The following is a 24,448-nucleotide window of genomic DNA, read 5'->3' on the forward strand; positions in this document are numbered from 1 at the left end:
TTTGCGCAACTGTTAACTTTCGTAATTCGGTTTGAGCTGTCTAAACCACCCGCACGCGTTACGCAAAACCTCAAGGGAGATAACGTGCAACTACGACGCCGTCTCGTTCCTACCAAGTCGAAGTGGTCCACTCCGATCATCGCTGCTGTCACCTCTGTCTCGATGGTTGCGGCTGCCGCCTTCGGTGGCCACCAAGTGCTGCGCACCCAAGAAAACGGCTCCGGCCCCATCGAAGTAGCTTCCGCCTCGACGAGCTTTGGCGACGGCGAAACCGTCGTTGTCGATGACGCTGCTATCTCTGCCCAGGGCGAAGGCGACGGCCCCCGCGCCGTCAAGCAATTCCACCGCGACGAGCCTTTCTCCATGTTCGCTGTGACCTGGAAGGGCGCTCGTGACGTCGCCGCTTTCGTGCGCGCGAAGCAGGCTGACGGTTCGTGGTCGCAGTGGTACGGCATGGACAACTCGGGTTATACCAACGACGATCCGAACGCCACTAACGGCACCGAGCTGATTTACACCGGCACCACCAACGACGTGCAGGTTTCCATCAACAACGTAGATCTTGTCTCGGGCACCAACCTGGACAAGAGCTTCGAGGAAACCCCCGTGGAAGAAGATGGTGCACAGGCCCCGGGGTCCGCGGCACAGGAAACCTCGACACCGGCGGCGTCGGCAAGCCAGTCGCCTGCTTCCGCACCGGCGGAGGACTCCAATCAGTCCGTGATTGAACAGGCCGCGGAAGCAGCAGCCAACCCGCACCCGGCGCCGCTGCCGTACAACGTCGGTGACATTGCGCCGGTGGCTGACGTGCAGGAGATGGACACTAAGGATTCCGGCGCACAGGAATCTGGCGCACAGGAATCTGGCGCGTCGGCAAACAACACCAGCACCGAGGGCATGGAGGCTGTCTTCATTGACGGCAATGCGCAGGCTGGCGAGGCTATCGAGCAGACCGCCGTCACCGACGGCATGCCAAGGGTCGTCTCCCGCGCGGGCTGGGGTGCGGACGAGTCTAAGCGCTGCATGGGGCCAGACTACGACGACGGCGTTAAGGCACTGACCCTGCACCACACCGCGGGCAGCAACAACTACACCAAGGCTGATGCTGCAGCGCAGGTGCGCGGAATCTACCACTACCACGCGCAGAACCTGGGCTGGTGCGATATCGGATACAACGCACTGGTGGATAAGTACGGCACCATCTATGAGGGCCGTTACGGCGGCCTCGATAAGGCCGTGCAGGGCGCACACGTTGGCGGCTTTAACACCAACACGTGGGGTATCTCCATGATTGGTAACTACGAAACCACAGCACCGACGGAAGCCATGCTGAATTCCGTGGCGGAAATCGCTGGCTGGAAGGCCGCGATCTCCAACATCAACCCGAAGGGCTCCACCGACCTGGTCTCCGGCGGCTTCAACGGCTCCCGTTTCCCAGCAGGAACGGTTGCTCACGTTCCGACCTTCCACGGCCACAATGACCTGCACTACACCGCCTGCCCAGGCAAGTACACCGTGGCACGTTGGGGCGATATCCGCAATGCGACCTACCGCAAATACCAGTCCATCAAGAACGGCACTGCCGGCTCCGGTGCGCAGCTGCCATCCAACGATGGCACCAACACGAACACTGGGACGAATACCGGCACCACGACGCCGGGTACCAATAATCCGGGTGGAAACACCGGCGGAAACCCAGGCGGAAACACCGGTACGAACGGCGCTACCTCCTCCCTGGGCGGCGTCCAGGTGCCGGTTGCAGTAGTCCAGGCGGTTGCCGGTATCGCCGCGACTTTGGTCGGCATCTTCCTGTCTCGCTCGGGCCAGAAGGTCGACGGCAATAAGACCGTCGTCGGTGGCCTGACCACCTCGGAGATTCCAAACATTGTCTCCAAGGTCGTCCAGATCTCCGGCAACCCGAGCCTGCAGCAGTCCTGGACGGCAATCCTGAACGCCTTCGGCCCGGTTCTCGGCCTCGCAGTAGGCGGCCCGGACTTCAAGGCGGGCATTGTCTCCCAGCTCTTTGAAAACGGCGTTGTTCTCTCTTCCAAGGAAACGGGCACCCACGCCCTGACGGGCAAGGTCGCTGAGGCTTGGTCCGAGGGCGACAACTCCACCAAACTCGGCCTGCCGACCTCCGACGAGGTCTCCACCGGCAACGGCCGCGAAATCCGCGTGGACTTCCAGGGTGGCTACATCCAGTACGACCCAGCAACCGAGAAGATTAACGTCTTCACCGACTAGTTGGCAGGGGGTGTCAGCCCCTGCAGGATTAAGATGCTAGAACCATTGTTCTAGCACCTTTGCCACGCCCGATTGATGGTTGGCCATGGTGACTTCGTCAGCGGCCTCCTTCACGGCAGGATGCGCATTGCCCATGGCGACGCCGCGCCCCACCCACGACAGCATTTCGATGTCATTGGGCATGTCCCCAAAAGCGATTATGTCGCTACGTTCGATGCCGAAGTTCTCCGCCAGCCAGGACACGCCCTTGCGCTTGGTCACGTTGGGGGCAGCGACTTCGAGGATGCCCTCCGTCATCGAATAGGTAACGTGAGCAACCGTTGGGTCCACCCGCGGAGCAATCAGATCGTAGAGTTCAGGGGCGCTAAATTGCGTGTTACGGATAAGCAATTTCACCGCGGGCTCAGCCGCTAATTCATCGATGGAAACGACCCCAAAGCCGTCGAAAAGCGCGTTCTCGGAATAGCGGGGCTCCACCACAAAAAGCTCTTCGACGGGGTCGGCAAGCGAGGTCCCGCCGCGTTCCGCGCCGAAGCCTGCTCCCCCAAGCGGGTCGAGCACCTCCTGCGCCACGGCGATAACTTCTGTGATGGCGGCGGGCGAGAGCGCGTGAACATTGAGGAGCTTATCTTCCGCGGAATCGTAGATGACGGCGCCATTCGACGTCACGCATACCGGGCGGACGGGCAGCTGCTCGAGCACGGGCGCAATCCAGCGGAACGGGCGCCCGGTGGAAAGCGCAAAGTACGCACCCGAAGCCACGGCTCGGGCTATTACTTCACGGTTACGCTTGGTGACGCGATGGTTCTTATCTAACAAAGTGCCGTCGATGTCACTGGCAATAAGGCGCGGCGCCCATAAGGAATCAACCATGTCCCACAGTCTACTTCGCGCCCGCAGGCAATTTGCACCTCCTGTAAGAAATAAAGTCCCGCACCAAAAAGATGCGGGACCTAGAACGCGCTAGCTAATCGGGAGCTAGCGGGAGGGTTGCCTACTGAGCGACGTCGTCATCTTCAGAGTCTTCCCAAGCCAGGGAACGCTTGATGGCGCGCTTCCACTCGCTGTAGAGGTTGGAACGCTCCTCCTCATCCATCTTCGGGCTCCAGACCTTGAACTCACCGCTGCCGGTGTCCAGACTCTTCAGATCCTCGAAGTAGCCGACCTGCAGGCCAGCGGCGAAGGCAGCACCGGTTGCGGTGGTCTCCACGTTCTTCGGGCGGTGCACCTCGACGTTCAGGATGTCCGCCTGGAACTGCATGAGCAGCTCGTTGTGGGTCATGCCGCCGTCGACGCGCAGCTCGGTGATCTCCACACCGGAATCGGCAACCATGGCATCGGCGACGTCGCGAGTCTGGTAGGCAGTTGCCTCCAGAACCGCACGGGCGATGTGATTACGGTTAGCAAAGCGGGTAAGACCAACGATGACGCCGCGGGCATCCGGGCGCCAGTACGGCGCAAAGAGTCCGGAGAAGGCCGGCACGAAGTAAACACCGCCGTTGTCTTTGACGGAGCGGGCCATGTTCTCGATGGAGGCCGCGTTCGGAATCATCTGCAGGTTATCGCGCAGCCACTGCACCAGGGAACCGCCCATGGAGACCGAGCCCTCGAGCGCGTAGACAGGGCGTTCACCCTCGCGCTGGAAGCACACCGTGGTCAGCAGACCGTTCTCGGAGAACTTCGGGGTGGTACCGGTGTTCAGCAGCAAGAATAGGCCGGTGCCGTAGGTGTTCTTTGCAGAACCCGGGCGGAAGCAGCCCTGGCCGAACATTGCTGCCTGCTGGTCGCCAAGGATGGCGCGAATCGGCACACCAGCCAGGGAGCCGCGGGCACGCACAGTGCGGAAGTCGCTGAGGGAAGGACGAATCTCCGGCAGCATGGAGGTAGGAATGCCCATCTCCTTGCACAGTTCCTCATCCCACTCGAGCTTTTCGATGTCCATGAGCAAGGTGCGGGATGCGTTGGTGACGTCGGTTGCGTGAACTGGCGGCTGGTCGCCGTCGCCCTCGGCGCCACCGGTCAGGTTCCACAGCAGCCAAGTATCGATGGTGCCGAAGAGCAGGTCACCAGCCTCGGCACGCTCGCGAGCGCCCTCGACGTTATCGAGGATCCACTTGACCTTCGGGCCTGCCGGGTAGGAGTTGATGACCAAGCCGGTGCGGCGACGCCACTTGTCCGGGCCTTCCTCCCCCGCCAGCTCCTTGCAGATCTGGGTGGTACGGGTGTCCTGCCAAACAATTGCGTTGTAGACCGGTTCACCAGTGTTTTTATCCCACACGACGGTGGTCTCGCGCTGGTTGGTGATGCCCAGCGCAACGATTGACTCGACGGAGACGTCGCCGTTGGCCAAAGCCTCGCCGACGGCGCGGCGGGGGTTGTCCCAGATTTCCTTCGGGTCGTGTTCAACCCAACCCTTTTCCGGGAAGATCTGCTCGTGCTCGAACTGGCCGACGGAGACCTGCTCGCCGTCGTGGTTGAAGATGATGCAGCGGGTGGACGTAGTGCCCTGGTCGATTGCTGCTACGAACTTGTTTTCGCTCATGGATTTACTCCTTGCGTATTTTCAAAAATGCGGTGAGATGCGTATTTAAGCCAAAGCCATGGAAAGGAAACCGATGGCTACTGCAGCAAGCAGCGGGGCGACGATTGGCACCCAGGCATAGCCCCAGTTGGCGCTTCCCTTGTCCTTGATGGGAAGGACGAATGCGTACATCAAGCGCGGGCCCAGGTCACGGACCGGGTTGATGGCGTAGCCGGTTGGGGTACCCAGGGAAAGGCCGACCGAAACGACGACGAATGCGACTGCGAAATACTTCAGTGCACCAATCTCACCGCCGGAAGGACCAAAGGCAATGAACATCAACAGTACGCAGGTACCGATGAACTCAGTGACCGCATTCCAGAAGTTATTCGGGTGAGCAGGGCCAGTGAAGAAGATGCCACCGGTGGAGGCGTTCGCACCGGTTTCATTGCCAGCTTCGTCGAGGTTATTGGCGTCGAAAAGCTGCTTGAAGGCCGCCCAAGCAAGCAATGCGCCGAGCATTGCGCCCAAAAGCTGGCCTGCGATGTAAGCAGGAACGAGGTTCCACTCAAGGCCGCCGTTGATGGCAACCATCAAGGTCACGGCCGGGTTGAGGTGGCCGCCGGAAGGGTCCGCCACGCTGGCGCCCACGAAAACTGCCATGCCCCAGCCCAGGGCAATGACAATCCAGTCAGATCCTTTGGCACCGGAGGTGCGCAGGGTAACCAAGGCGCACACGCCGTTACCCAGCAGGAGGAGCAGGGCAGTTCCGATGAACTCCCAGAGGAAAGCATCCATTGCGGTCATGCTTTTAGTCTTTCTCTTGAATGGTCCTTATACCTGCGGCTTGCCTGCCGCGCGCACGAGGATGTCGTTTGCTTCTTGGTCGGTCAGTGCTGCTTCTGCCTGCAGCTCGGCTTCGGTGTGCTGCTTGAATGCGGCGATTTCTGCCTGCTTGGTAGCATCGTCCCAGCCCAACAGCGGAGCGACGAAGTTGGCCACCGCATCGGCGCAATCGACGCCGCGGTGTGCGTACTCAATGGCGATGCGCAGGCGGCGCGAAAGGATGTCATCCAGGTGCAGTGCACCCTCGTGGGTGACGGCGTAGCGCACCTCAGCCCACAGGTACTGCTCTGCGCCTGGAACCGGCTTCAGCAGCTCAGCGTCTTCTTCTGCCGGAGCGAGGACCTCGCCCAGCAGGGAGCCGTAGCGGCCAAGCAGGTGCTCGATGACGTCCTGGTGCACTCCGTAGCGCTTAGCCAAGGTCGGTACCTGGTTAGCCAGAGCGTGGTAGCCCTCGGCACCCAGGATTGGGGTGCGTTCGGTGACGGACTCTGGAGCGTCGAAAGTCAGCTCCTTGACGGCCAGGTCAACGGCATCCTTACCAATGACGCGGTAGGTGGTGTACTTGCCACCGGCAACGGAGACGAGGCCCGGAGCAACCTTGGCCACGGCGTGGTTGCGGGACAGCTTGGTGGTGGTGTCGGACTTACCGGTCAAAAGCGGGCGCAAGCCGGAGTAAACGCCGACGATGTCGGAGCGGGTAATGGTGCGGGAAACGCGCTGGTTAACCTGATCCAGGATGTAGTCGATGTCGGCCTTGGTTGGTGCCGGATCCGGCAGAGATAGACCCTTTTCCCAGTCCGTGTCGGTGGTACCGATGATCCAGTATTCGCCCCATGGAATAACGAAGAGTACGGACTTCTCGGTGACGAAGCACAGTGCAGCATCGGCGTCGAGGGCGTCCTTCGGCACGACGATGTGCACGCCCTTGGAAGCGTGGACGGTGAACTTGCCCTCCACGCCGGCCATCTCCTGGATCTTGTCATTCCACACGCCGGTGGCGTTGATGAAGACGCGGCCCTTGATGGTGGTCTCGCGGCCGGTTGCAACGTCACGGACATGCGCGCCGGTAATGCGGCCGCCGCGGTCCTTTTCAAAGCCCACGACCTCGGTGCCGGTACGGACGCTGGCGCCGAACTCGGCGGCGGTACGCAGGACGGTCATGGTGTGGCGAGCGTCGTCGACAAGCGTGTCGTAGTAGCGCACGCCACCAACCACTGCGTGATCCTTCAGGCCCGGGGCAACATTCAGCACGCCCTTGCGGGTCAGGTGCTTTTGCATCGGAACGCTCTTTGCGCCGCCCATGAGGTCATACAAAGTAAAGCCGCCGAACATCATCACGCGCTCCCAGACTGGGTGGGTCAGCGGGAAGATGAATTTCAGCGGCTTGACCAGGTGCGGAGCCAGGGTGGACATGTTGAGCTCGCGCTCATGGAGAGACTCGGCGACCAGGCGGAAGTCGAACATCGCCAGGTAGCGCAGGCCACCGTGGAACATCTTGGAGGAGCGGGAAGAGGTACCTGCCGCGAAGTCGCGGGACTCGACAACTGCGGTCTTCAGGCCACGGGTAGCGGCGTCGACTGCTGCGCCTGCGCCAACGGAGCCACCGCCGATGATGACGACGTCATATTCCTCATCGGAGTAGTTCTCCCATGCCTTTTCAAAGTATTCCGGGTTGAAACTCTGATTGCTTAGCTTTGTCATTACTAAACTCATCTCCTTAACTTGCCCCTTATGCCATCGCAATACAGTCGCCGTGCTCTCGCACGGCGCGCGCTACGGTGACAGGTGGAGCCTCATGGTCGCCCAAAGTGGTCCATTCCCCGCCTCGGGCCTTGAAGATCTTTTCTCCTAAATCTTATGTTAGGGGTCACGACAGAAAGCGCGCTGTTGCACTACTCACTCGTAAGTTTCGCCACCGTAACCAGCATTTTCCATGAGTTTTTATAAAGGAAAGAAACTTATTACACCCCTATAGGGGGGTGTAGACAGACAAATAAAAAGGAACGTCTGGTCATATCCAGACGCTCCTTGCGGTTTCCCTAACCTTTTTAAGGTCTACTTCTTCTTATTCAACTTCGTCATCGCCTCCAGCACCTCGGAGACGCCAGCGCGCTCTGCCGAGTAGGTCACGGAACCTGCTTCTTTGACCAGCTCAATGGGCGCAGTCTCCAGCGCGACCACCTGCGTGTGGTCCAAGAAAACCTCGTCTCCTGCCTCACCAGCAAAGACGGTCACCTCACGCGGGGCCGCCCCCACTAGCTCAAGAATCTGCTCAGTAGCAACCCAACGACATGCCTCATCTGCAACCACGATTAGCCCCGTTGGGGTGTCCACGAAACGGGCACCGGGTACTTCACCCAGGACGTCCTTCACCTCACGCAGCTCGCGCTTGATATGACCAGAGACCACTTCCCCACCTTCGTAGGCCCATTCGACGACAATGTCGCTGTGTGCTTCGATGGCAGCAACGGCGGCGTCGGAAAGCGGGTGCATGGCAATAACCTCGGAGCCATGCTTGACGACGCCGCCCTGATGCTCAATCCTCCACAGTTCCTGCTGGATATTGGCAAAGGTGGAGTCTGGGTGAGCTGCCGCCTGCGGGGACATCAGCACCAGCATCTGCGACTCCGGATAAACGCCGGCGAATGCATCGTGCAGGCGCTTGGTCACGGAACCATCCTCATAATTCAAGGTGGATTCATCTGCCACAACGATGCGCGGGATCTGCGTGAAGTGCGCCTTCATGCGGTGCGGCAGGCGGGAGACGATAAGGCGCGACTGAGTTGCAGCGCTCAACAAGCCCTGCTCCACCTTGGAGCCCGCGAAGACTTCCTTGCTACTGGTGGCGATGTTGGCCTGCGTCTCAGCCACATCAACCTTGAGCTGTCCCATGATTTCGGTGACTTTGTCGCGGCCCTCACCCAAGCCACGAGTGGCCTCCTCGATGACGATGTTGAGGTTTTCCTTGATCCACTCGAGTGTCTCCGGGGTGGTGCGCTTGAGCTCCTCCACCTCGCCGCTGGCCGGCTTTGCGGTAATGGCCAGACGGTCCTTGACCAGCTCAGAGGTGGCTTCGGAGATGCGAGTCTTGAGCCCCATCAGGTCATCGCGCAGGCGGCGCACGCGGTAGCGCTCCGACTCGACCGCCTTATCCTCGCGCTCTGCTTCCTCCAGGCTCGGCGCTCCGCCGCCCATGCGGGCTGGAACCCAGAAAGCGCCCTTCGGCATTGGACCAAACTCCGCCTCGTAGTCCTTCCAGAGCATCTCGAGGCCTTCCTGCATGCGGCGACGAATCTCGGCGGTGTCTGCCTCGACGTCGCCAGTCGGTTTAAAAGGCTCGAGGGCACGGATAAGCAGCGGGGTATTGCTGCGGCCCAGGTTCTTCTTCTGTCCCTTGGTCCACAACCGTTGGGAGCCGAAGGTGACCGTCGGGATAATCGGCACGCCGGCTTCATAAGCGATGCGGGCTGCGCCGCCACGCATGCTGCGGATTTCGAAGCTGCGGGAAATCGTACCCTCGGCGAAGACGCCGACCAGCTCGCCGGCCTTGGCCAGCTCGATGCCTTGGCGGATGGAAGCTCCACCATCGATACGGTCTACCGGGATGTGGCCCATCATCTTCAGCAGTGGGCCCACGACTGGGGTCTTGAAGACGCCGGCCTTGGTCAGAAAGCGCACCAGGCGCTTCTTCTTATGCGGTAGAAAACCTCCGAAGACAAAGTCCATGTAACCGGTGTGATTGACCACGAGCACCGCGCCGCCCTTGTCCGGGATATTCTCCTCGCCCCAGGTGCGAAACTTAAGCCCCTGCGCAATAGTAACGCCCCGTGCCAGGGTGACAATGCGTTGATAAAAGAAGTCTTTAACGGCGTTCATAGTTCTTCCCCCTGGTTAAAATATGCGGGACTTTGTGAAGGCTAAAGGTAGCTCGGACAAAACAACTACTAGTTAAGCACGACAAGTCCCCCGGGTCAGGAAAACCCGGGGGACGTATATATAACTGTTAACTAATCTGCTTTAGCGCGGACGCAGAACATCCTTGCCCACGAATGGGCGCAGCGCTTCTGGGACAACCACGGAGCCGTCGGCCTGCTGGTGGTTTTCCAAGATGGCAACGAGCCAGCGGGTAGTGGCCAGGGTGCCGTTGAGGGTTGCGGCGTACTGGGTCTTGCCGTTTTCGTCGCGGTAACGGGTCTGCAGACGACGCGCTTGGAAGGTGGTGCAGTTCGAGGTGGAGGTCAGCTCGCGGTAGCAGCCCTGGGTTGGAACCCATGCCTCGTTGTCGAACTTGCGGGCCGCAGACGAGCCAAGGTCGCCACCAGCGATGTCGATGGTGCGATAAGGCAGCTCCATCGCAGCGAGCATGTCCTTTTCCATCTGCAGTAGCATCTGGTGCATCTGCTCTGCTTCTTCCGGCTTGCAGAAGACAAACATTTCCAGCTTGTCGAACTGGTGAACACGCAGGATACCGCGGGTGTCCTTGCCGTGGGAGCCAGCCTCGCGGCGGAAGCAGGAGGACCAACCGGTGTACTTGATTGGGCCGTCGCTGAGATCCAGGATTTCATCCTTGTGGTAGCCCGCGAGCGCAACCTCGGAGGTACCGACGAGGTAGAGATCATCTGCCGGCAGGTAGTAGATCTCATCGGAGTGCTGGCCCAAGAAGCCGGTGCCAGCCATGATGTCTGGGCGAACCAGAACTGGCGGGATCATCAGTTGGAAGCCAGCCTCGCGCGCCTTCTGTGCCGCGAGCATGAGCATGCCCAGCTGCAGGAAGGCACCGTCACCGGTCAGGTAGTAGAAGCGGGCGCCGCCCACCTTGGCGCCACGCTTTACGTCGATAAGCCCAAGGGACTCGCCGAGTTCCAAGTGATCCTTCGGCTCGAAGTCGAACTCTGGGATCGTGCCAACCTCTTCGAGGACGATGAAGTCATCCTCGCCGCCAGCCGGCGCGCCCTCCACGACGTTGGAGAGCTGGAACTGCAGCTCGTTTACCTTTTCTTCAGCAGCAGCCAGTTCCGCCTCGGCCTTCTTGACCTTTTCCTTCAGCTCATTAGAACCCTCCAGCAAGGCTGGGCGCTCTTCTGGGGAGGCCTGGCCAATCTTCTTGCCAAAGGCCTTCTGCTCGGAACGTAGCTCGTCGGCTGCCAGGATGGCAGAACGGCGAGCTTCGTCGGCGGCCAGAAGCTCGTCAACAAGAGCTGGATCCTCACCACGGGTTACCTGGGAGGCACGGACAACGTCTGGGTTTTCGCGGAGGAACTTTAGATCAATCACGCTTAAAAGTTTAGCGCACTAAGCTGCCCTTGCAGTGGTAATAACCAGCGAATTATTATGTGTTTATGACCGCACAAATAATCACCGATGGACCCGTCCCAAAGCATGCCCAGCTGCGTGACATCCTCACCGAGCTGTGCAACACCACTTTGAAACCAGGGGACATCCTCCCAGGTGAGCGTATTCTGGAAGAGACTTATGGCGTCTCTCGCATCACGGTGCGCCGCGCCATCGGTGATTTGGTTGCCGCCGGACGCCTGCGGCGCGTGCGCGGCAAAGGCACCTTCGTCGCCCCTAATCCCCTAGTATCTCGTCTGCATTTGGCCTCATTCTCCGATGAAATGGGTGCCCAACGTGTCCAGGCCTCCAGCAAAATCCTCTTGGGCGGCCGCGCGTCAGCCCCGGATGAGGTGTCCGAGTTCTTCGGCGCCGATCCTTCCGTGACGCATACCCACCTGCGCCGCCTTCGCTTGGGCGATGGGGAGCCCTATTCCATCGATGACGGTTGGTATAACTCTGCCTTTGTTCCCAACCTTCTGGAAAATGACATCTACAACTCGGTCTACGCCATCCTGGACTCCAACTTCGATCTGCCAATCACGGAGGCAGATCAGACGGTCACGGCGATTGCGGCGGATGCGGAGATAGCGCAGCTTCTCGACGTCGAGCCCGGCACCCCACTGCTGCACATCATCCGCAAGTCCCGCTCGGGCGATCGCCCAGTTGAGTGGTGTTCTTCGGTCTATCGCACCGACCGCTACCGGCTTACCACGCGGGTAAGCCGCGCTCTCGACACCTAAGAGATAAGAAGAATCCCAGGCAGGCGGGTACTATGGGAGGCCTTATGAGTAAGAATTCTCCTTGGCGCTCATCGTTTGCCGTCCGCTTATTCTTGGTGGCCACCCTCGCAGCCGCCGCGTTTCTCGGTGCATACGGGCTGCTTAGCCCGAATACTGGCAACCAGTCCGCTCCCAATAAAGCAGAGCAGCCCTCCGCCGAGCCGGAGGTAGTTGCATTTACCTCGGCCGAGTCCGGCACCTGCTTATCCTGGGACATCGACGGCAAGGGAGAAATCTCCAACTTCGCCGAGATTTCCTGCGATAAGCCGCACCGCTTTGAGGTTGCTGCTCGCGAGGATCTCAGCACCTACCCCACCAGTGAGTTCGGCCCCGACGCTGAGCGGCCCGACGTCACCCGCCAGAACGCGCTGCGCGATGAGCTGTGCGAGTCCAGCACCCTGGGCTACCTGCACGGCAAATGGGATCCAAACGGCAAGTTCGACATTGCATCCGTCCTGCCGCCACAGGCAGCATGGCAGCAAGGAGATCGCACCCTACTCTGTGGCCTACAGACCACCGATGAGGCAGGCGTTCCACAGCTAAATACCGGCAACGTGGAAGCGGTAGATCAGTCGGTCGTCGCCAAGCCTGGCGAATGCCGCAGCATTGATGACAAGCAGATCGTGCGCACCGTGGACTGTGCGCAGCCGCACCAGCTGGAGACCGTATCCATCGTGAACCTAGGCGAACACTTCACCGGTGGCTACCCCAACGGTGAGGAACTAAACTCCTACCTCAACGAAACTTGTACGGCCGCCGCCATCGAGTACCTGGGCGAGGAAGAAAACCTTTATCAGTCCACCTTGCAGCCCTTCTGGGGCTCGGTCAGCGAGGCCGCATGGAACGGTGGCAGCCGCTCCGTGAACTGCTCTTTGATGCACCCGAACGATGGCCACTTCTCCACCATCACCGGCTCTGCCACCGGCGGCCGTAACGCTCTGACTATCGACGGCGCGCCACCAGCAGTCCAGCCAGAGCGCAATCCGGTGCGCAACCCTTCCGCAGCGCCCACCACAGCGCCTAACGCACAAGGCGCCCCAGCAGACAATAGCTCGGCGGCTAACGCTCCGGCACCTGCCGCGCAGTAATAAGCCGAGCAAATCGGTAATACAAAAGGCGATAACGAGCAGCAGGTGTATTTAGTAAGCGAAGAGCGCTTCGATGAGATGGTCAACGATGCGCTCGATAAACTCCCGGACGAGTTCGTCCAGCGGATGCGCAACCTGGCCATCTTGGTGGAGGATTTCAACGCAGAAAATCCCCACCTGTTGGGCCTCTACGTGGGCGTGGCCCTTCCAGATCGCACTTTCGACCACACGGGCTTTCTCCCCGACACCATCTTCATCTACCGCGGTGCGCTGCAGGAATGGTGCAACACGGAAGAAGAGCTGGCGCACCAAGTCGAGGTGACTGTCTTCCACGAGCTAGGCCACTACTTCGGGCTAGAAGAACACGAGCTACACCATCTGGGCTGGGGTTAGCGCCCTCGGCTAGATGCTGCTGGATTCTTCCATATCGGTATCTGCCCAGCGCTTCAGTGTCCACTTGCCAAAGGGCTGGCCGTTGGGTTCCATCACCGTAAAACGTCCGTTTGCCATGTACCCGGTGTAGGCGAAGTCCGCGTCGACTCCGGTGGCGTGACGGCTGACCACACGAATGGCAGCGCCATGGCTGACAACGACCGCGTCCTCGTCCTCGCCTAAGTTAGCGGCAACTTCTTCAATCACCGGCTGATAGCGCTCCAAAACGTTGCGGTAGGTCTCGCCGCCTTCCATGCAGGCGTTCTCGTCGCCGTCGAGCCAGCCGCGCAGCGCCACCATGTAGGAGCGGTGGGCGTCCTCGCTGCCGTCCATCTCGAAGTCGCCGGCGAAAACTTCGTGGATGCCCGTCTTCACCTCCACAGGCACACGGATTTGGCCGGTGGCCTTGGCAAAAGACTCCGCCGCCAGCATCGCGGTTTGCTGGGCGCGCAACGCAATAGAGCAATAAAAGCGCACCTTGCGGCCTGCGGTTAGCTCCGCAAGCTCTTGGCCCACGTCCGTGGCCTGACCACGGCCACGCTCGGTAAGCTCGGCTCCCGGCGGGCGTGTATCAAGCAGGTGCTCGACGTTGGAGTAGGTCTGGCCATGGCGCACGAGAAAGATTCTTCCGCTCATAGTTTCCTACACTATTGGCCCTTCCGTGCCCGCGCTACCCATTCATCTGCCGCTTTCAAGCGCGATAGATCACGCGGCTGCGTGCCCTTATCCGAATAGGAGGGCCACGAACCCAAGAAGACGAGTTCTTCCGCGCGCAACCACAATGCGCGCAGCGCTGCGGCCACGGGTTCGTCATCGATGTGGCCTACTAGTTCCACGTGGAACCTATACGTGCCGAGTCCGGTGCGGGTAGGCCGCGATTCGATACGGGAAAGATCCACACCGCGGTGGGCGAATTCCTCCAGTGCGCCGACCAACGAACCTGGTTCGTTGGGCAGGGTAAAGACCACTGCGGTCTTGTCACGACCGGTGCGGGTCGTTGGTTTTCCGGGCAGCCCCGCGAGGACGAAGCGGGTGGTGGCGCCCTGGACGTCGGCCACGGCATCGGCAAGCGTGTCCAGCTCAAAGAGTTCCGCGGCGCGGGTCGGCGCTGCTGCCGCATCGACTTCCCCCGCAGCTACCGCCTGAGCTGCGGCACCATTGGAGCTGGCAGCAACAAACGTGGCAGCGGGAAGATTCTCTGCCAACCAGCCACGGACCTGCTGCAAGGCCACCGGATGGGTGGAGAAGGTACGCACGTCAGTGGGCTTAGTGCCGGGCCGGACCATGATGCTAAACGCAACGGGCAGGTCGACTTCGCGATAGATCTGCACTGCGTCGCCATCGACCAGGGCGTCGGAGGTGGCGGTCACCGCACCGTCGACCGAATTTTCCAGAGCAACGCAGGCATAATCCGCTTTACCTGCGCGCACTGCGTTAAGAGCCGCCGCAGGCGAGTCCACTGGCAGCGGCTCCACGGCGGCGAATTCACTGGCCATCTGCTGCAGGGCAGCCTCGGTGAAGGTACCGGCGGGGCCAAGGAAAGCAATTTTTGTTGCGGTGCTCATGCTGGCAACCCTAGCCCACTAGACTGTGGCGCCATGGAGTTTTCCCCGGATTTCAGCTTGGCGGCTCTCCGCGAATCGCTTGCGCATTTAAGCGCCGAAGAGCATGGATTTACCCACCTCGACTTGGAGCGCGCACCGCAGGCGGAAGGCCGGTTAAGCGGGTGGATACTCTCCGCCAAGGATCTCAACGATGTAGCGGGCATGCCTACCACCATGGGGCATGTGCAGCGCACCTATCTCCCAGAGTTCAGCGATCCTTTCATCGAGCGCTTGGAGCAGCAGGGAGCGCGCATCGTGGGTAAGTCCGCGGCACCGGAGCTGGGCCTGCGGGTAGATACGGAGCCGGTGGACCTGCCGCATCCGGATAACCCGCTCTATCCAGGAAAGACGCCGGGTGGTTCCTCGGGCGGTGCGGCCGTGCAGGTGGCCCGAGGGTTGCTGCGTGCGGCCCATGCTTCGGACGGCGGCGGCTCCATCCGGGTGCCCGCTGCAGCTTGTGGCGTGGTGGGCTTCAAGCCCTCCGGCGAGGAGCTGGCGGTGCAGGGCTTTATTGCGCGCACTCTTGACGACGCCGCTTTTCTCCACGAACTGTGCCCACGGACGCCACGCGCACGGGTAGGCGTGCTGGTCGATCCGCTCTTTGCTTCCACGGCCGTTGCCCCGCACATGCTGCAGGCGGTCAAAGAAGCAGCGCAGGTACTAGAGGGGCAGGGCTTCGAAACGGTGGCGATTTCGCCCTATCCGCAGGCAGGCGAGACATTCCAAGCTTTCCAGCGCCTATTCATGCGCAAGCTGGCCAAGCTCCCGGAGACCACCGGCTACGCCGAGTGGATCCGCCAACTGGGGATGCAGGTAAGCAACGCCGAGCACGCGGCGGCGCGCGAGCACGCGGCGCAGCTGCCGGCGTTGTTGGCGGAGTACTGGCAGGTAGACGCCATTCTCACGCCAATGCTGGCCTATGATCCGCCCAGGCGCGGCGCGTTTACCTCCCTCCCGCACCAGGAGAATTTCGACGAACAAACGCGGTGGTCGCCGTGGGGCTCGCTGTTCAACGTCGCGATGCTGCCCGCGGTTTCGATTCCCTGGAAGGTGCCAGACCACCCGCCGGTGGGCGTGCATTTGGGAGGCATAACGCTTGACGACGCCGAGCTGCTCGGCTTAGCGAAGGTGCTGCACCCATGACGCGCGGGCATCTTAAAGAGGCCGGAAACCAAAAGAACCGGACGAGGCTGACGGAAATCCTCATCGTCTTGGCCTTGAGTTTTGGCATTTCGGGCGTGCGCTCGGTGCTGCGGCTCATCGATGACCTGCTCAATCCAGCACCACTAAACGCGCAATCGGTGACCATCAACTCGAGCCAATCTGTCTCCCCGTGGCTGGACCTGGGCCTGCAGCTCTGCTCCGCCGCCGTGCTGTTTTCCTGGGGCGCGCTGGCGCTCTATTTGCTTTCGGTCCGAAACAAACCCGCGGCGATGCTTGAGCGTTTCCCGCGTGTAAGGGATTGGCTGCAGGGCGCAGGCCTGGCCGCGCTCATCGGGTTGCCGGGGCTCGCACTGTACTACTCTGCGCTGCACTTTGGTTGGACCAAGGAAGTCGTCCCAACCTCCTTCGATAATGCCTGGGTGGAAATGCCAGTGCTGCTTTTGAAGTCAGCCGCGAACGCCTTTGCCGAGGAAGTCGTGGTGGTCTACTGGTTTATGACCCGCCTGCGCCAATCAGGCTGGGCGCTGCCGGCCACCCTCGCGGCGTCATCAATCCTGCGCGGTTCTTATCATCTCTACCAGGGTGTATCGGCAGGTTTCGGCAACATCGTGATGGGGCTGGTCTACGGATACTTCTATGCCAAGACCGGCAAGGTCTGGCCGCTTATCATCGCGCACTTTCTCATCGACGCCGTGGCTTTCGTGGGATATGCCCTGCTTTTCTAGATTGCGTATTCTGTTTATTCACGGCCCAGTTCGGGACACACGCATGTGGACAAACGCATGTACACATATGGGACAGGAGTGAATTCGATGTAGAGTTGAGCGCATGACTGAATCTGGACGAGACCCGCATCGCGAGGCACGCCGCGCAGGTGATAGCCCTGTGCCCGCCTCCGGAGCAGATTCCGGCGCAGGCTCGGCCGCAGACTACGTGCTCGGTGCTGACGGCAAACCTATAAGGGACCGATTTGGGCGCCCAGTGCGGCGTCGCCAAGCAGCGCCGCGCCCACCGCGGGCAGGATCTGCAGCGAGTAACCCTAGCTCCCGCCCAGCCTCTCCCCGCCCGGAAGAAACCCGTTTTGATGTGGGCGCATACATGGAGCGCAATCAGGGCGCGCCACGGCGCACGCCGCCCCGGCTCGAGCAACAGCCTATGCCACAGCGCGCGCCTCGGCGCGCAACGCCGGATGTACCGCGCAGCTATCGCTCACCTGAAGGCACAAGGGGCGTAAAGCCGCAGCGTCCGCATCGCCGCCGCAAGAAGGTAAACCCGATTAAGAAGTCTTTGGGCTGCCTGGGCTGGTTCGTGGCGATCATGCTCGTGCTGACTTTGGTCTTTACCTTGTGGACGGATTCGCGCCTGACCCGCATCGAGGCGATGCCGGAACAGCAGGTCTCCAATACGGCGGGCACCAACTGGCTGTTGGTGGGCTCCGATTCCCGCCAGGGGCTGACGGAGGAACAGCAGGCAGAGCTCGGCACCGGCGGTGACGTGGGCGTTGGCCGTACCGATACCATCATGGTCCTTCATATTCCGACCTCCGGCAAGGCCAAGCTGGTCTCCATTCCCCGCGATAGCTACGTCGAGGTACCCGGCTTCGGCATGGACAAGATCAATGCTGCCTTTACCTATGGTGGCCCGCAGCTGCTGACGGAAACCGTGGAGCAATCCACTGGCCTGCACATCGACCACTATGCCGAAATCGGCATGGGCGGCCTGGCCAACGTGGTCGATTCTGTTGGCGGCGTAGATATCTGCGTCAAGGAAGCGATTGATGATCCGCTCGCCGGCATCAACCTGCAGCCGGGCTGCCAGGAGCTGCGCGGACCGGAGGCGCTGGGCTATGTGCGTACGCGCGCTACCGCGATGGGCGACCTTGACCGTGTCCAGCGCCAGCGCGAGTTCTTCGCAGCGCTGCTGGATAAGATCACCTCGCCGGGCACGCTGATCAATCCGTTTAGGACCATCTCCCTGGTCAACCACACCGCCAGCTCCTTCATCGTGGGCGAAAAAGACCACGTCTGGCACCTGGCCCGCGTGGCGCTGGCCATGGCCAGCGGCGTGGAGACCGAGACCGTGCCAATCGGCGGCTTCGAGGACACCACGGTGGGCAACGTGGTGCTCTGGGATGAAGAAGCAACCCAGCAGCTGTGGGATTCGCTGAAGTAAGACCGCTCCCGGTAAAGCAGCGATCATAAAAGGGGAGGCACCTCATCGGAGGTGCCTCCCCTTCTTTGTGTCTTTTGTAGGCGCATCGTACGCGCGGAAAGTACTAAACAGCTACTTTCTAGCGCAGGGTGACCTGGCGGGACTTGATGTTCTCGAGCTGCTTGCGCTCGTCGGAGTTCAGGTTCTCGTCGTTGTCGATCTCTGCGGCGAGCGCCTTGTCGACACGAGCAAGCTCTGCCTCGTAGGAGTCGAATGCTACCTCTGGCTGCAGGTCAAAGACCGGCGCGATGAGGCCGTGGGTGCGGAAGACGCCGGCGAACTTGGTGTTTTCACCAAGGTTCAGCTCGCCGCGTGCTGCAACGCGGGCCAGGGCGTTTAAGAAGGCGTTCTCATCATCGTTCGGGCGTACCCAACGGATGTGCGCCTTGCCGCCGCCGGCGTTTGCCCAGAAGGCGATGCCCTCGATGTCGTTGCCTACCTGGTGGGACTCGATGACGGAGTCGTTTGCCATCTGCATAGACTGCGCCACCTGCGGGGTGATCTGAGCGCCCTCTGGCATCCACCAGGAGAAATCCTGGTAGACGTTAATGTCCAAGTCTGCAGATTCCTCAAGCAGCTCGCTAAGAGCCGGCTCAGAGCCGTCTGCCGCGGTGGACTCAAGGGTAGAGCCCGGCTCATTATTCTTTACCCAGTTCAGGGCGAATGCGAGGTCGCGGCCCGGATTGTGGGTGTGGGACTGTACTTGCAAGCCCACGAATGCGTCGCCGCCGAACTCATCGTCACGGATGAGTGCGGCAGAAGCGCCCGGCAGAACGGTGGCGACATAAACGTCCTTGTCAAAGCCCTTGAGGGAGAGCTTTGCAGTCGCGGAAGGAACGAATTCCTGCATCGCAACGAGGGAAGCCTCAGCGCTCAAGCCGCCGAATGGACGGGCATCCTTTTCTAGGGCCGCGCGCTCTGCGGCGCGAGCAGCTAGCTTGGCCTGACGGCGAGACATTCCCTCAGGCAGCTGTTCCTTGTTCTTTTTCTTCTTGGCCATGTTCACCAATCTACCTGCTGGCTAGAGCTCTATGGCGTGTAGGGCCACTTCTGGTTGATTCGTGGCCAAAATGTCTATTCCGTTGGACCACGCCCATTTCATGTCATCCGGTTTATCCACCGTCCACAGATAGGTGGGAAGCCCAAAGGCCCCGATGTCATCGGGGCGCAATTTGGCACGCAACAACGACATGCCCAGGCCCGTTGGGCGGGAAAGCAAAACATCAGGGAAGTGCCGCTCCCAGTCGCGACGTAGATAGAAGCGATCGACCTGCGGGGCAAGAGACTGCATGCGCCGGACTGCTTTGTGGGAAAAGGAAATCATGTGGATGCGGGGATCGTCGAGAAGCCCGGCGTAGCGCAAGCGCAGCACCAGCTGTTCTTCAAGGACATCGCCCTGGCCGGAGGGATGCTTGGTTTCGATGTAAAGGTGATGCGGGTTATCGCCCAGCATCTCCAGCAGTTCATCGAGCAGCATCATGCGCTGGCCGCCGCCGATTCCGACTTGGCGCAACTCCTGCCAATCCATCTGCGCGATGCGGCCTGGGCGGCCCGCGGTGCGGTCAAGGGTGGCGTCATGGTTGACCACCACCTTGCCGTCCCGGGACAGGCGGATATCGCACTCGAGGCCGTGAATCGGCAGCTCCAGCGCCTTAGCAAATGCAAGAGGGGACAATTCCGGATATTTACCGGAGTATCCCCTGTGCGCGACGATTTTCACTATCCGAAGATCTCAGTCTTGATCTTGTTGAGCGTTTCATAGGAAGCGCGGAAGCGCTCCTTCTCGTGCTCGTCGAGCGCCAGCTCAACAACCTTGTTGATACCGGAACGGTCGATCACCGCTGGGGTGCCGATGTAGGCATCCTCAACGCCGTACTGGCCCTGCAGGTACGCAGAAACCGGAAGCACAACTGCCTGGTTCTGGATGACTGCACGAGTGATGCGTGCCAGGCCCATGCCGATGCCGTAAGAGGTGGAACCCTTGGCGTCGATGATGGTGTAGGCAGCGTCGCGAGTATCTTCGAAGATCTTCTCGATGCGCTCGTTGTAGCCCGGGTCCTCCTCGGAGCGGTGGGACAAGGACACACCGCCGATATTGGCCGAAGAGACAACCGGGAGCTCAGAGTCGCCGTGCTCGCCGATGATGTAGGCGTGGACGGAGGTCGGAGCGATGTCATCCATCTCCGAGAGCATGTAGCGATAACGCGCGGAGTCCAGGATGGTGCCGGAGCCGATGACGCGCTCATGCGGCAGGCCGGAAGCCTTCCACACTGCGTAGGTCAAAAGGTCCACTGGATTGGAAGCAACCAGGAAGATGCCATCGAAGCCGTTGGCCATGACGTCGGAGACGATCGAGTTCATGATGTTGACGTTCTTATCCACCAGCTGCAGGCGGGTTTCGCCCGGCTTCTGCGCGGCGCCGGCGCAAATGACCACCATTGCGGCATCAGCGCAATCCGCGTAGGTGCCCTTGGTGACGCGGGTGCGCGAAGGCGCCCAGACCACGCCGTGGTTCAAGTCCATCACGTTGCCGGCGAGCTTCTTCTCGTCGATGTCGATGATGGCCAGGTGGTCGACGGTTCCTTGGTTAACGAGTGCGAATGCGTAGGCAACTCCAACATCACCTGCGCCGATGAGTACGACTTTGTTTCCTACATGATTTCCCATGAGCCCTATTGTGCCCCGAGTCCCCCAACTTCGCCTGTTGTACGCCCGATCTCACACAAGGGACTGTCCGATTTCACATCATTTATGCCCGATCAAACATCCCCTGCACGAGGGTGAGGATGCTGGTTGAATGGTTCGCATGCGTGATATCGCCCGCAAATTCGCCCGCACCGCAGCCATACATACCCTTTCAGCTGCGGTTTTCGGCCTGGAAGTGCTAAGCGATCTTACCCCTGGAGTACGCATGACGGGCAGGAGACGTTTGCCACAAAATATGGCGCCCGGCATCTTCGCCGCCGAGATTGCCACCTGGGCGGCGGTCTCACCCTCGCTCCTTCCTCGCCCGTGGTGGGTCACGGCCGCCAACGTCGCCATCGGGCAGGCAGCCGGACATTTCACGGCAACCACCGCTGCGTTTATCACTAAACGCGGGCTGCGCTACATCGGTAAGCGCCCGCAAGACAGGGTTGGCCCCACCACCCGCAGCCGCACCCACCTCGCACTGGGCGCAGTCACTCTTTTGATGGGCGTGCGCTCTCTGCGTAATCAGAGCGAGCAGGCCAAGCTGGTCAACAAGTACAACGAACGCGGCCCCCAGTCGGCAGCACTCGGCATCGCCATCGGAATCCTAGGTTATGGCAGCCTGCTCGTCATCGGCGAGGCCGCTCAGCTCACTGTCACCCAGCTCTCCCGCCAGGCCCAACGCTGGCTGCCACGCTGGCTGGCGTGGCCGTTGGCCGGATCAACCGTGGGTTATCTCATGACTTTGTTTAGTGACCGCATGCTGTGGCGGCGCTTCATCCACGACGCCTCGATGCAGGCGCTGCAGCTTAATAAGCTGGTCTATCCCGGCTCTGTGATGCCGTGGGAGCCTGAGCGCTCCGGCAGCCCGTGGTCCCTGGAGCCATGGACTGCCGTGGGCTCACAAGGCCGCGCCTTTTTGGATCGCGGCCCCCGCGCGCACGACATCAAGGACGTCATGCTCTGCTCTGATGCGCACGAACCGATCCGCATTTTCATTGGATTGGTCCAAGGCCGCGGCCCCATCGCTGCCGCTCAACAGGCGCTCGCCGAGCTGGAACGCACCGGTGCCTTCCGCCGCGACACCATTGTGATTGAGATGCCAGCAGGTTCCGGTTGGATCAACAACTATTCGGTATCCGCCTATGAGTTTTTAACCCATGGCGACTGCGCCACCGTGACGCTGCAGTTTTCCTATCTTCCTTCGGTCTTTTGCTACGTCGTGGACCGCAAAGCACCAATCAATGCTGCACGCGAACTCATCGCCGCGGTGCAATCACGCATCAACGATATGCCGGAGGATAACCGGCCGAAGCTTTACTTCGCCGGGGAGTCTTTGGGCTGCTACGGCATCGTTGAAAACTATCGGGACTTGGAGGAATTGCTGGCGGCTTGCGACGGCGCGGTCTTTACCGGCCCGCCGCGGATGACGGCTTTTACCCGCCGTTTGGCCCGCGCCCGCGACCGCGGTTCATTGGAGCGGCTACCGCTTATCGACGCCGGGCGGCACGTCAGGTTTGCCTCCGTACCTGCTCATATGGAGCACGATGCCTTCGGCAACGACTATCAACGCTGGCAGCGCCCCCGCGTGGTCTTTGGCCAACACGCCTCGGACGCCATCGTATGGTGGGATCGCCGCCTTATCTTCATGCGCCCTGACTGGATCCAGGAACCCACCCCAAGGACGCTGTACGCAGATACCTTCAGGCGCCTGCCATGGGTGCCGTTTATCACCTTCTGGCAGGTTGCTTTGGACCAGCTCAACTCCCTCAACGTTCCCGGCGGGCACGGGCATAACTACTTCGAGGAAACCTTCTGGTACTGGGATAGCGTGCTCGGCTCACAGGCGCGTACGCAGCTAACGCCAGAACTGGCAGAGCGCATGCGCGCCTTCGTCGAGCGCGACCAGCTCAACAAGCCTTCCGATTTCCGGCACCAGGTAAAAAAGCGTTTTTAGCTAAGAAACGCTTCTCGCTCTATCCCGGCATGGCTGGGTCTTAGCCACACTTCACGCCAGTGGAATGATGCGGGCAGTAGCCGTGCGGGTTTTTGTGCAGGTACTGCTGGTGCTCGTCTTCGGCGAGGTAATACTCGCCTGCGTCGGTCTCAGATAGCACGACTACTTCGGTGGTGGTGTCACCAAAGCCGGCGTCGGCAAGCTTGCCCGCGTAAGAGCCAACGATGCCCTGAATATCCACGCGCTCGGCCTCGGTCTCTGGATAAAAGGCCGAGCGGTACTGCGTTCCCACATCATTGCCCTGGCGGAAGCCCTGCGTTGGATCGTGTGCCTCCAAGGCCTTGACCACGAGCTCTTTCAGGGTTACCTGCTGCGGGTCATAGGTAATCTGCACGACCTCCGCGTGATTGGTCAGCCCGCGGCAGACCTCGTAATAGGTGGGGTTTGGGGTGGTGCCGCCGGCATAGCCAACGGACGTGGACTCCACACCGGGGGTTTCCCAGAACATTTTCTCCGCACCCCAGAAACAGCCGATGCCGATCACGAGAGACTTCTGCCCCTCCTTCCAGGGGCCGGTAATCGGCGTGCCCAACACAGCGTGCGGCTGCGGCTCCAAGATCGGTTCCGCGCGCCCCGGCAGAGCATCTTCCCGGCTAACGATTTTCGGTTCTGGTTTAAACAACCACGACATGTTTTCTTCCTCGTTTCACTTTGAATTTGATGGTTATTTGATGGTTTTCACGAATTTTCTTCGGGCCGTTTGGCCACCGTTTAGGGCCAAGGCCTGCTCTTCGATGCGGACGAGTGTAGCGCGGGGTGGAAAAATTGTGGCGGAATACTTTCAGCGCTCCTATCATTGGGCACCGTACCCAAAGAAAGGAATTAACAATGGCTGTCTACGAACTTCCAGAACTCGACTACGCATACGACGCACTCGAGCCACACATCTCCGCAGAGATCATGGAGCTGCACCACACCAAGCACCACGCTAACTACGTTGCTGGCGCAAACGCTGCTCTCGAGGCTATCGACGCTGAGATCAAGGGTGAGGGCAACGCTGACCGCCTGCGCGCTCTGTACAAGAACCTTGCTTTCAACCTGGGTGGCCACACCAACCACTCCATCTTCTGGAAGAACCTTGGCCCTAACGGTGGCGGCGAGCCAACCGGCGAGCTGGCAGAGGCTATCAACCGTGACTTCGGTTCCTTCGAGGCTTTCCAGAAGGCCTTCAACGCTGCGGCTCTTGGCCTGCAGGGCTCCGGCTGGGCAGTGCTTGGTTACGACCACATCGCTGGCCGCCTGCTCGTTCAGCAGCTGACCGATCAGCAGGGCAACACCTCCATCAACTTCACCCCGCTGCTCATGCTGGATATGTGGGAGCACGCTTTCTACCTCCAGTACAAGAACGTGAAGGCTGACTACGTCAAGGCAGTCTGGAACGTATTCAACTGGGATGACGTTGCTGAGCGCTTCGCTGCAGCTTCCAAGTAAGCGTTAATTCACGCTCTTAGAGCCGGCCTTTACCCGCCTTTGATTGGCAGGAAGGCCGGCTTTCTTTTTGTTTTCACCTACTTCTCGAG

21 protein-coding genes are annotated in these 24,448 nt (G+C 60.6%); 9 read left to right on the plus strand and 12 right to left on the minus strand.

Annotation, left to right across the window (positions count from 1 at the left end; genetic code table 11):
- Positions 1-84: 84 nt before the first annotated feature.
- The gene (locus HMPREF2692_RS08095; protein ID WP_061925063.1) at positions 85-2,244 is read left to right on the plus strand and encodes an N-acetylmuramoyl-L-alanine amidase; all 2,160 of its coding nucleotides are present in this window, start codon (positions 85-87) and stop codon (positions 2,242-2,244) included.
- Between the two features lie 36 nt (positions 2,245-2,280).
- Here HMPREF2692_RS08095 and HMPREF2692_RS08100 read toward each other — a convergent pair whose 3' ends face one another.
- From HMPREF2692_RS08100 to serS, 6 genes are all read right to left on the minus strand, one after another.
- Positions 2,281-3,117, minus strand: a complete 837-nt coding sequence (locus HMPREF2692_RS08100; RefSeq protein ID WP_061925066.1) for a Cof-type HAD-IIB family hydrolase — start codon at positions 3,115-3,117, stop codon at positions 2,281-2,283.
- Between the two features lie 121 nt (positions 3,118-3,238).
- Positions 3,239-4,786, minus strand: coding sequence for a glycerol kinase GlpK (glpK, locus tag HMPREF2692_RS08105; protein WP_070823332.1), 1,548 nt, complete (start codon positions 4,784-4,786; stop codon positions 3,239-3,241).
- A 45-nt stretch (positions 4,787-4,831) separates the two neighbouring features.
- Positions 4,832-5,572: an MIP/aquaporin family protein gene (locus HMPREF2692_RS08110; protein ID WP_061925072.1), complete on the minus strand. Its 741-nt coding sequence runs from the start codon at positions 5,570-5,572 to the stop codon at positions 4,832-4,834.
- A gap of 27 nt (positions 5,573-5,599) precedes the next feature.
- Complete coding sequence (locus tag HMPREF2692_RS08115) at positions 5,600-7,312, minus strand: glycerol-3-phosphate dehydrogenase/oxidase (protein ID WP_061925075.1); 1,713 nt, start codon at positions 7,310-7,312, stop codon at positions 5,600-5,602.
- A gap of 354 nt (positions 7,313-7,666) precedes the next feature.
- Positions 7,667-9,487, minus strand: a complete 1,821-nt coding sequence (locus HMPREF2692_RS08120; RefSeq protein WP_070823334.1) for a lysophospholipid acyltransferase family protein — start codon at positions 9,485-9,487, stop codon at positions 7,667-7,669.
- Between the two features lie 141 nt (positions 9,488-9,628).
- Positions 9,629-10,885, minus strand: coding sequence for a serine--tRNA ligase (gene serS, locus HMPREF2692_RS08125; protein ID WP_061925081.1), 1,257 nt, complete (start codon positions 10,883-10,885; stop codon positions 9,629-9,631).
- Between the two features lie 65 nt (positions 10,886-10,950).
- Between serS and HMPREF2692_RS08130 the strand changes: the two genes are divergently transcribed.
- From HMPREF2692_RS08130 to HMPREF2692_RS08140, 3 genes are read left to right on the plus strand one after another with little or no spacing between them, the layout of a single operon-like run.
- On the plus strand, positions 10,951-11,685 hold the full coding sequence (locus tag HMPREF2692_RS08130; protein ID WP_061925084.1) for a GntR family transcriptional regulator: 735 nt from the start codon (positions 10,951-10,953) through the stop codon (positions 11,683-11,685).
- Between the two features lie 44 nt (positions 11,686-11,729).
- Complete coding sequence (locus HMPREF2692_RS08135) at positions 11,730-12,812, plus strand: septum formation family protein (protein ID WP_061925087.1); 1,083 nt, start codon at positions 11,730-11,732, stop codon at positions 12,810-12,812.
- 45 nt (positions 12,813-12,857) lie between these two features.
- A complete protein-coding gene (locus tag HMPREF2692_RS08140) occupies positions 12,858-13,205 on the plus strand; it encodes a metallopeptidase family protein (protein WP_096337089.1) in 348 nt (115 codons plus the stop codon).
- A 9-nt stretch (positions 13,206-13,214) separates the two neighbouring features.
- Here the strand turns inward: HMPREF2692_RS08140 and HMPREF2692_RS08145 are convergent, their stop codons facing one another.
- Positions 13,215-13,880: a histidine phosphatase family protein gene (locus tag HMPREF2692_RS08145; protein WP_061925090.1), complete on the minus strand. Its 666-nt coding sequence runs from the start codon at positions 13,878-13,880 to the stop codon at positions 13,215-13,217.
- Positions 13,881-13,891: 11 nt separating this feature from the next.
- Positions 13,892-14,809 carry a prephenate dehydratase gene (gene pheA / locus HMPREF2692_RS08150; protein WP_070823336.1) on the minus strand — a complete coding sequence of 306 codons (918 nt, stop codon included), beginning with the start codon at positions 14,807-14,809 and terminating at the stop codon, positions 13,892-13,894.
- A gap of 33 nt (positions 14,810-14,842) precedes the next feature.
- On the opposite strand from pheA, the gene HMPREF2692_RS08155 reads away from it, so the two are divergent.
- The 3 genes from HMPREF2692_RS08155 to HMPREF2692_RS08165 all read left to right on the plus strand — a co-directional run bounded on the left by HMPREF2692_RS08155 (position 14,843) and on the right by HMPREF2692_RS08165 (position 18,184).
- Positions 14,843-15,991, plus strand: coding sequence for an amidase (locus HMPREF2692_RS08155; RefSeq protein WP_070823338.1), 1,149 nt, complete (start codon positions 14,843-14,845; stop codon positions 15,989-15,991).
- Positions 15,988-16,737, plus strand: a complete 750-nt coding sequence (locus tag HMPREF2692_RS08160; RefSeq protein ID WP_070455310.1) for a CPBP family intramembrane glutamic endopeptidase — start codon at positions 15,988-15,990, stop codon at positions 16,735-16,737. Before HMPREF2692_RS08155 ends, HMPREF2692_RS08160 begins: the two co-directional genes overlap by 4 nt.
- A gap of 103 nt (positions 16,738-16,840) precedes the next feature.
- Positions 16,841-18,184, plus strand: coding sequence for an LCP family protein (locus HMPREF2692_RS08165; RefSeq protein WP_070455308.1), 1,344 nt, complete (start codon positions 16,841-16,843; stop codon positions 18,182-18,184).
- Positions 18,185-18,302: 118 nt separating this feature from the next.
- On the opposite strand, the gene HMPREF2692_RS08170 is transcribed toward HMPREF2692_RS08165, so the two are convergent.
- From HMPREF2692_RS08170 to HMPREF2692_RS08180, 3 genes are read right to left on the minus strand one after another with little or no spacing between them, the layout of a single operon-like run.
- Positions 18,303-19,223, minus strand: a complete 921-nt coding sequence (locus tag HMPREF2692_RS08170; protein ID WP_062036768.1) for a DUF5926 family protein — start codon at positions 19,221-19,223, stop codon at positions 18,303-18,305.
- 21 nt (positions 19,224-19,244) lie between these two features.
- Positions 19,245-19,943, minus strand: a complete 699-nt coding sequence (locus HMPREF2692_RS08175; RefSeq protein WP_062043054.1) for a glycerophosphodiester phosphodiesterase family protein — start codon at positions 19,941-19,943, stop codon at positions 19,245-19,247.
- A complete protein-coding gene (locus tag HMPREF2692_RS08180) occupies positions 19,943-20,890 on the minus strand; it encodes an L-lactate dehydrogenase (RefSeq protein ID WP_061925105.1) in 948 nt (315 codons plus the stop codon). The genes HMPREF2692_RS08175 and HMPREF2692_RS08180 overlap by 1 nt, the downstream gene beginning before the upstream one ends.
- A 130-nt stretch (positions 20,891-21,020) precedes the next feature.
- Between HMPREF2692_RS08180 and HMPREF2692_RS08185 the strand changes: the two genes are divergently transcribed.
- The gene (locus tag HMPREF2692_RS08185; RefSeq protein ID WP_082778662.1) at positions 21,021-22,868 is read left to right on the plus strand and encodes an alpha/beta-hydrolase family protein; all 1,848 of its coding nucleotides are present in this window, start codon (positions 21,021-21,023) and stop codon (positions 22,866-22,868) included.
- Between the two features lie 40 nt (positions 22,869-22,908).
- Here the strand turns inward: HMPREF2692_RS08185 and msrA are convergent, their stop codons facing one another.
- Positions 22,909-23,559, minus strand: coding sequence for a peptide-methionine (S)-S-oxide reductase MsrA (msrA, locus tag HMPREF2692_RS08190; RefSeq protein WP_070433105.1), 651 nt, complete (start codon positions 23,557-23,559; stop codon positions 22,909-22,911).
- A gap of 197 nt (positions 23,560-23,756) precedes the next feature.
- Between msrA and HMPREF2692_RS08195 the strand changes: the two genes are divergently transcribed.
- Entirely contained in the window at positions 23,757-24,359 is a 603-nt protein-coding gene (locus tag HMPREF2692_RS08195; RefSeq protein WP_061925107.1) for a superoxide dismutase, read from the plus strand.
- Positions 24,360-24,448 lie beyond the last annotated feature (89 nt).

Origin of the sequence: Corynebacterium sp. HMSC036D03, from assembly GCF_001836185.1 — a bacterium.
GTDB classification, from domain to species: Bacteria; Actinomycetota; Actinomycetes; order Mycobacteriales; family Mycobacteriaceae; genus Corynebacterium; species Corynebacterium simulans.

Coding starts and splice junctions, on each gene's coding strand:
- HMPREF2692_RS08115 (WP_061925075.1), bottom strand. CDS start 7,312: ATGACAAAGCTAAGCAATCAGAGTTTCAACCCGGAATACTTTGAAAAG.
- HMPREF2692_RS08145 (WP_061925090.1), bottom strand. CDS start 13,880: ATGAGCGGAAGAATCTTTCTCGTGCGCCATGGCCAGACCTACTCCAAC.
- HMPREF2692_RS08160 (WP_070455310.1), top strand. CDS start 15,988: ATGACGCGCGGGCATCTTAAAGAGGCCGGAAACCAAAAGAACCGGACG.
- HMPREF2692_RS08110 (WP_061925072.1), bottom strand. CDS start 5,572: ATGACCGCAATGGATGCTTTCCTCTGGGAGTTCATCGGAACTGCCCTG.
- HMPREF2692_RS08100 (WP_061925066.1), bottom strand. CDS start 3,117: ATGGTTGATTCCTTATGGGCGCCGCGCCTTATTGCCAGTGACATCGAC.
- msrA (WP_070433105.1), bottom strand. CDS start 23,559: ATGTCGTGGTTGTTTAAACCAGAACCGAAAATCGTTAGCCGGGAAGAT.
- HMPREF2692_RS08180 (WP_061925105.1), bottom strand. CDS start 20,890: ATGGGAAATCATGTAGGAAACAAAGTCGTACTCATCGGCGCAGGTGAT.
- HMPREF2692_RS08195 (WP_061925107.1), top strand. CDS start 23,757: ATGGCTGTCTACGAACTTCCAGAACTCGACTACGCATACGACGCACTC.
- HMPREF2692_RS08130 (WP_061925084.1), top strand. CDS start 10,951: ATGACCGCACAAATAATCACCGATGGACCCGTCCCAAAGCATGCCCAG.
- HMPREF2692_RS08120 (WP_070823334.1), bottom strand. CDS start 9,487: ATGAACGCCGTTAAAGACTTCTTTTATCAACGCATTGTCACCCTGGCA.
- pheA (WP_070823336.1), bottom strand. CDS start 14,809: ATGAGCACCGCAACAAAAATTGCTTTCCTTGGCCCCGCCGGTACCTTC.
- HMPREF2692_RS08185 (WP_082778662.1), top strand. CDS start 21,021: ATGGTTCGCATGCGTGATATCGCCCGCAAATTCGCCCGCACCGCAGCC.
- HMPREF2692_RS08165 (WP_070455308.1), top strand. CDS start 16,841: ATGACTGAATCTGGACGAGACCCGCATCGCGAGGCACGCCGCGCAGGT.
- HMPREF2692_RS08155 (WP_070823338.1), top strand. CDS start 14,843: ATGGAGTTTTCCCCGGATTTCAGCTTGGCGGCTCTCCGCGAATCGCTT.
- glpK (WP_070823332.1), bottom strand. CDS start 4,786: ATGAGCGAAAACAAGTTCGTAGCAGCAATCGACCAGGGCACTACGTCC.
- HMPREF2692_RS08170 (WP_062036768.1), bottom strand. CDS start 19,223: ATGGCCAAGAAGAAAAAGAACAAGGAACAGCTGCCTGAGGGAATGTCT.
- HMPREF2692_RS08135 (WP_061925087.1), top strand. CDS start 11,730: ATGAGTAAGAATTCTCCTTGGCGCTCATCGTTTGCCGTCCGCTTATTC.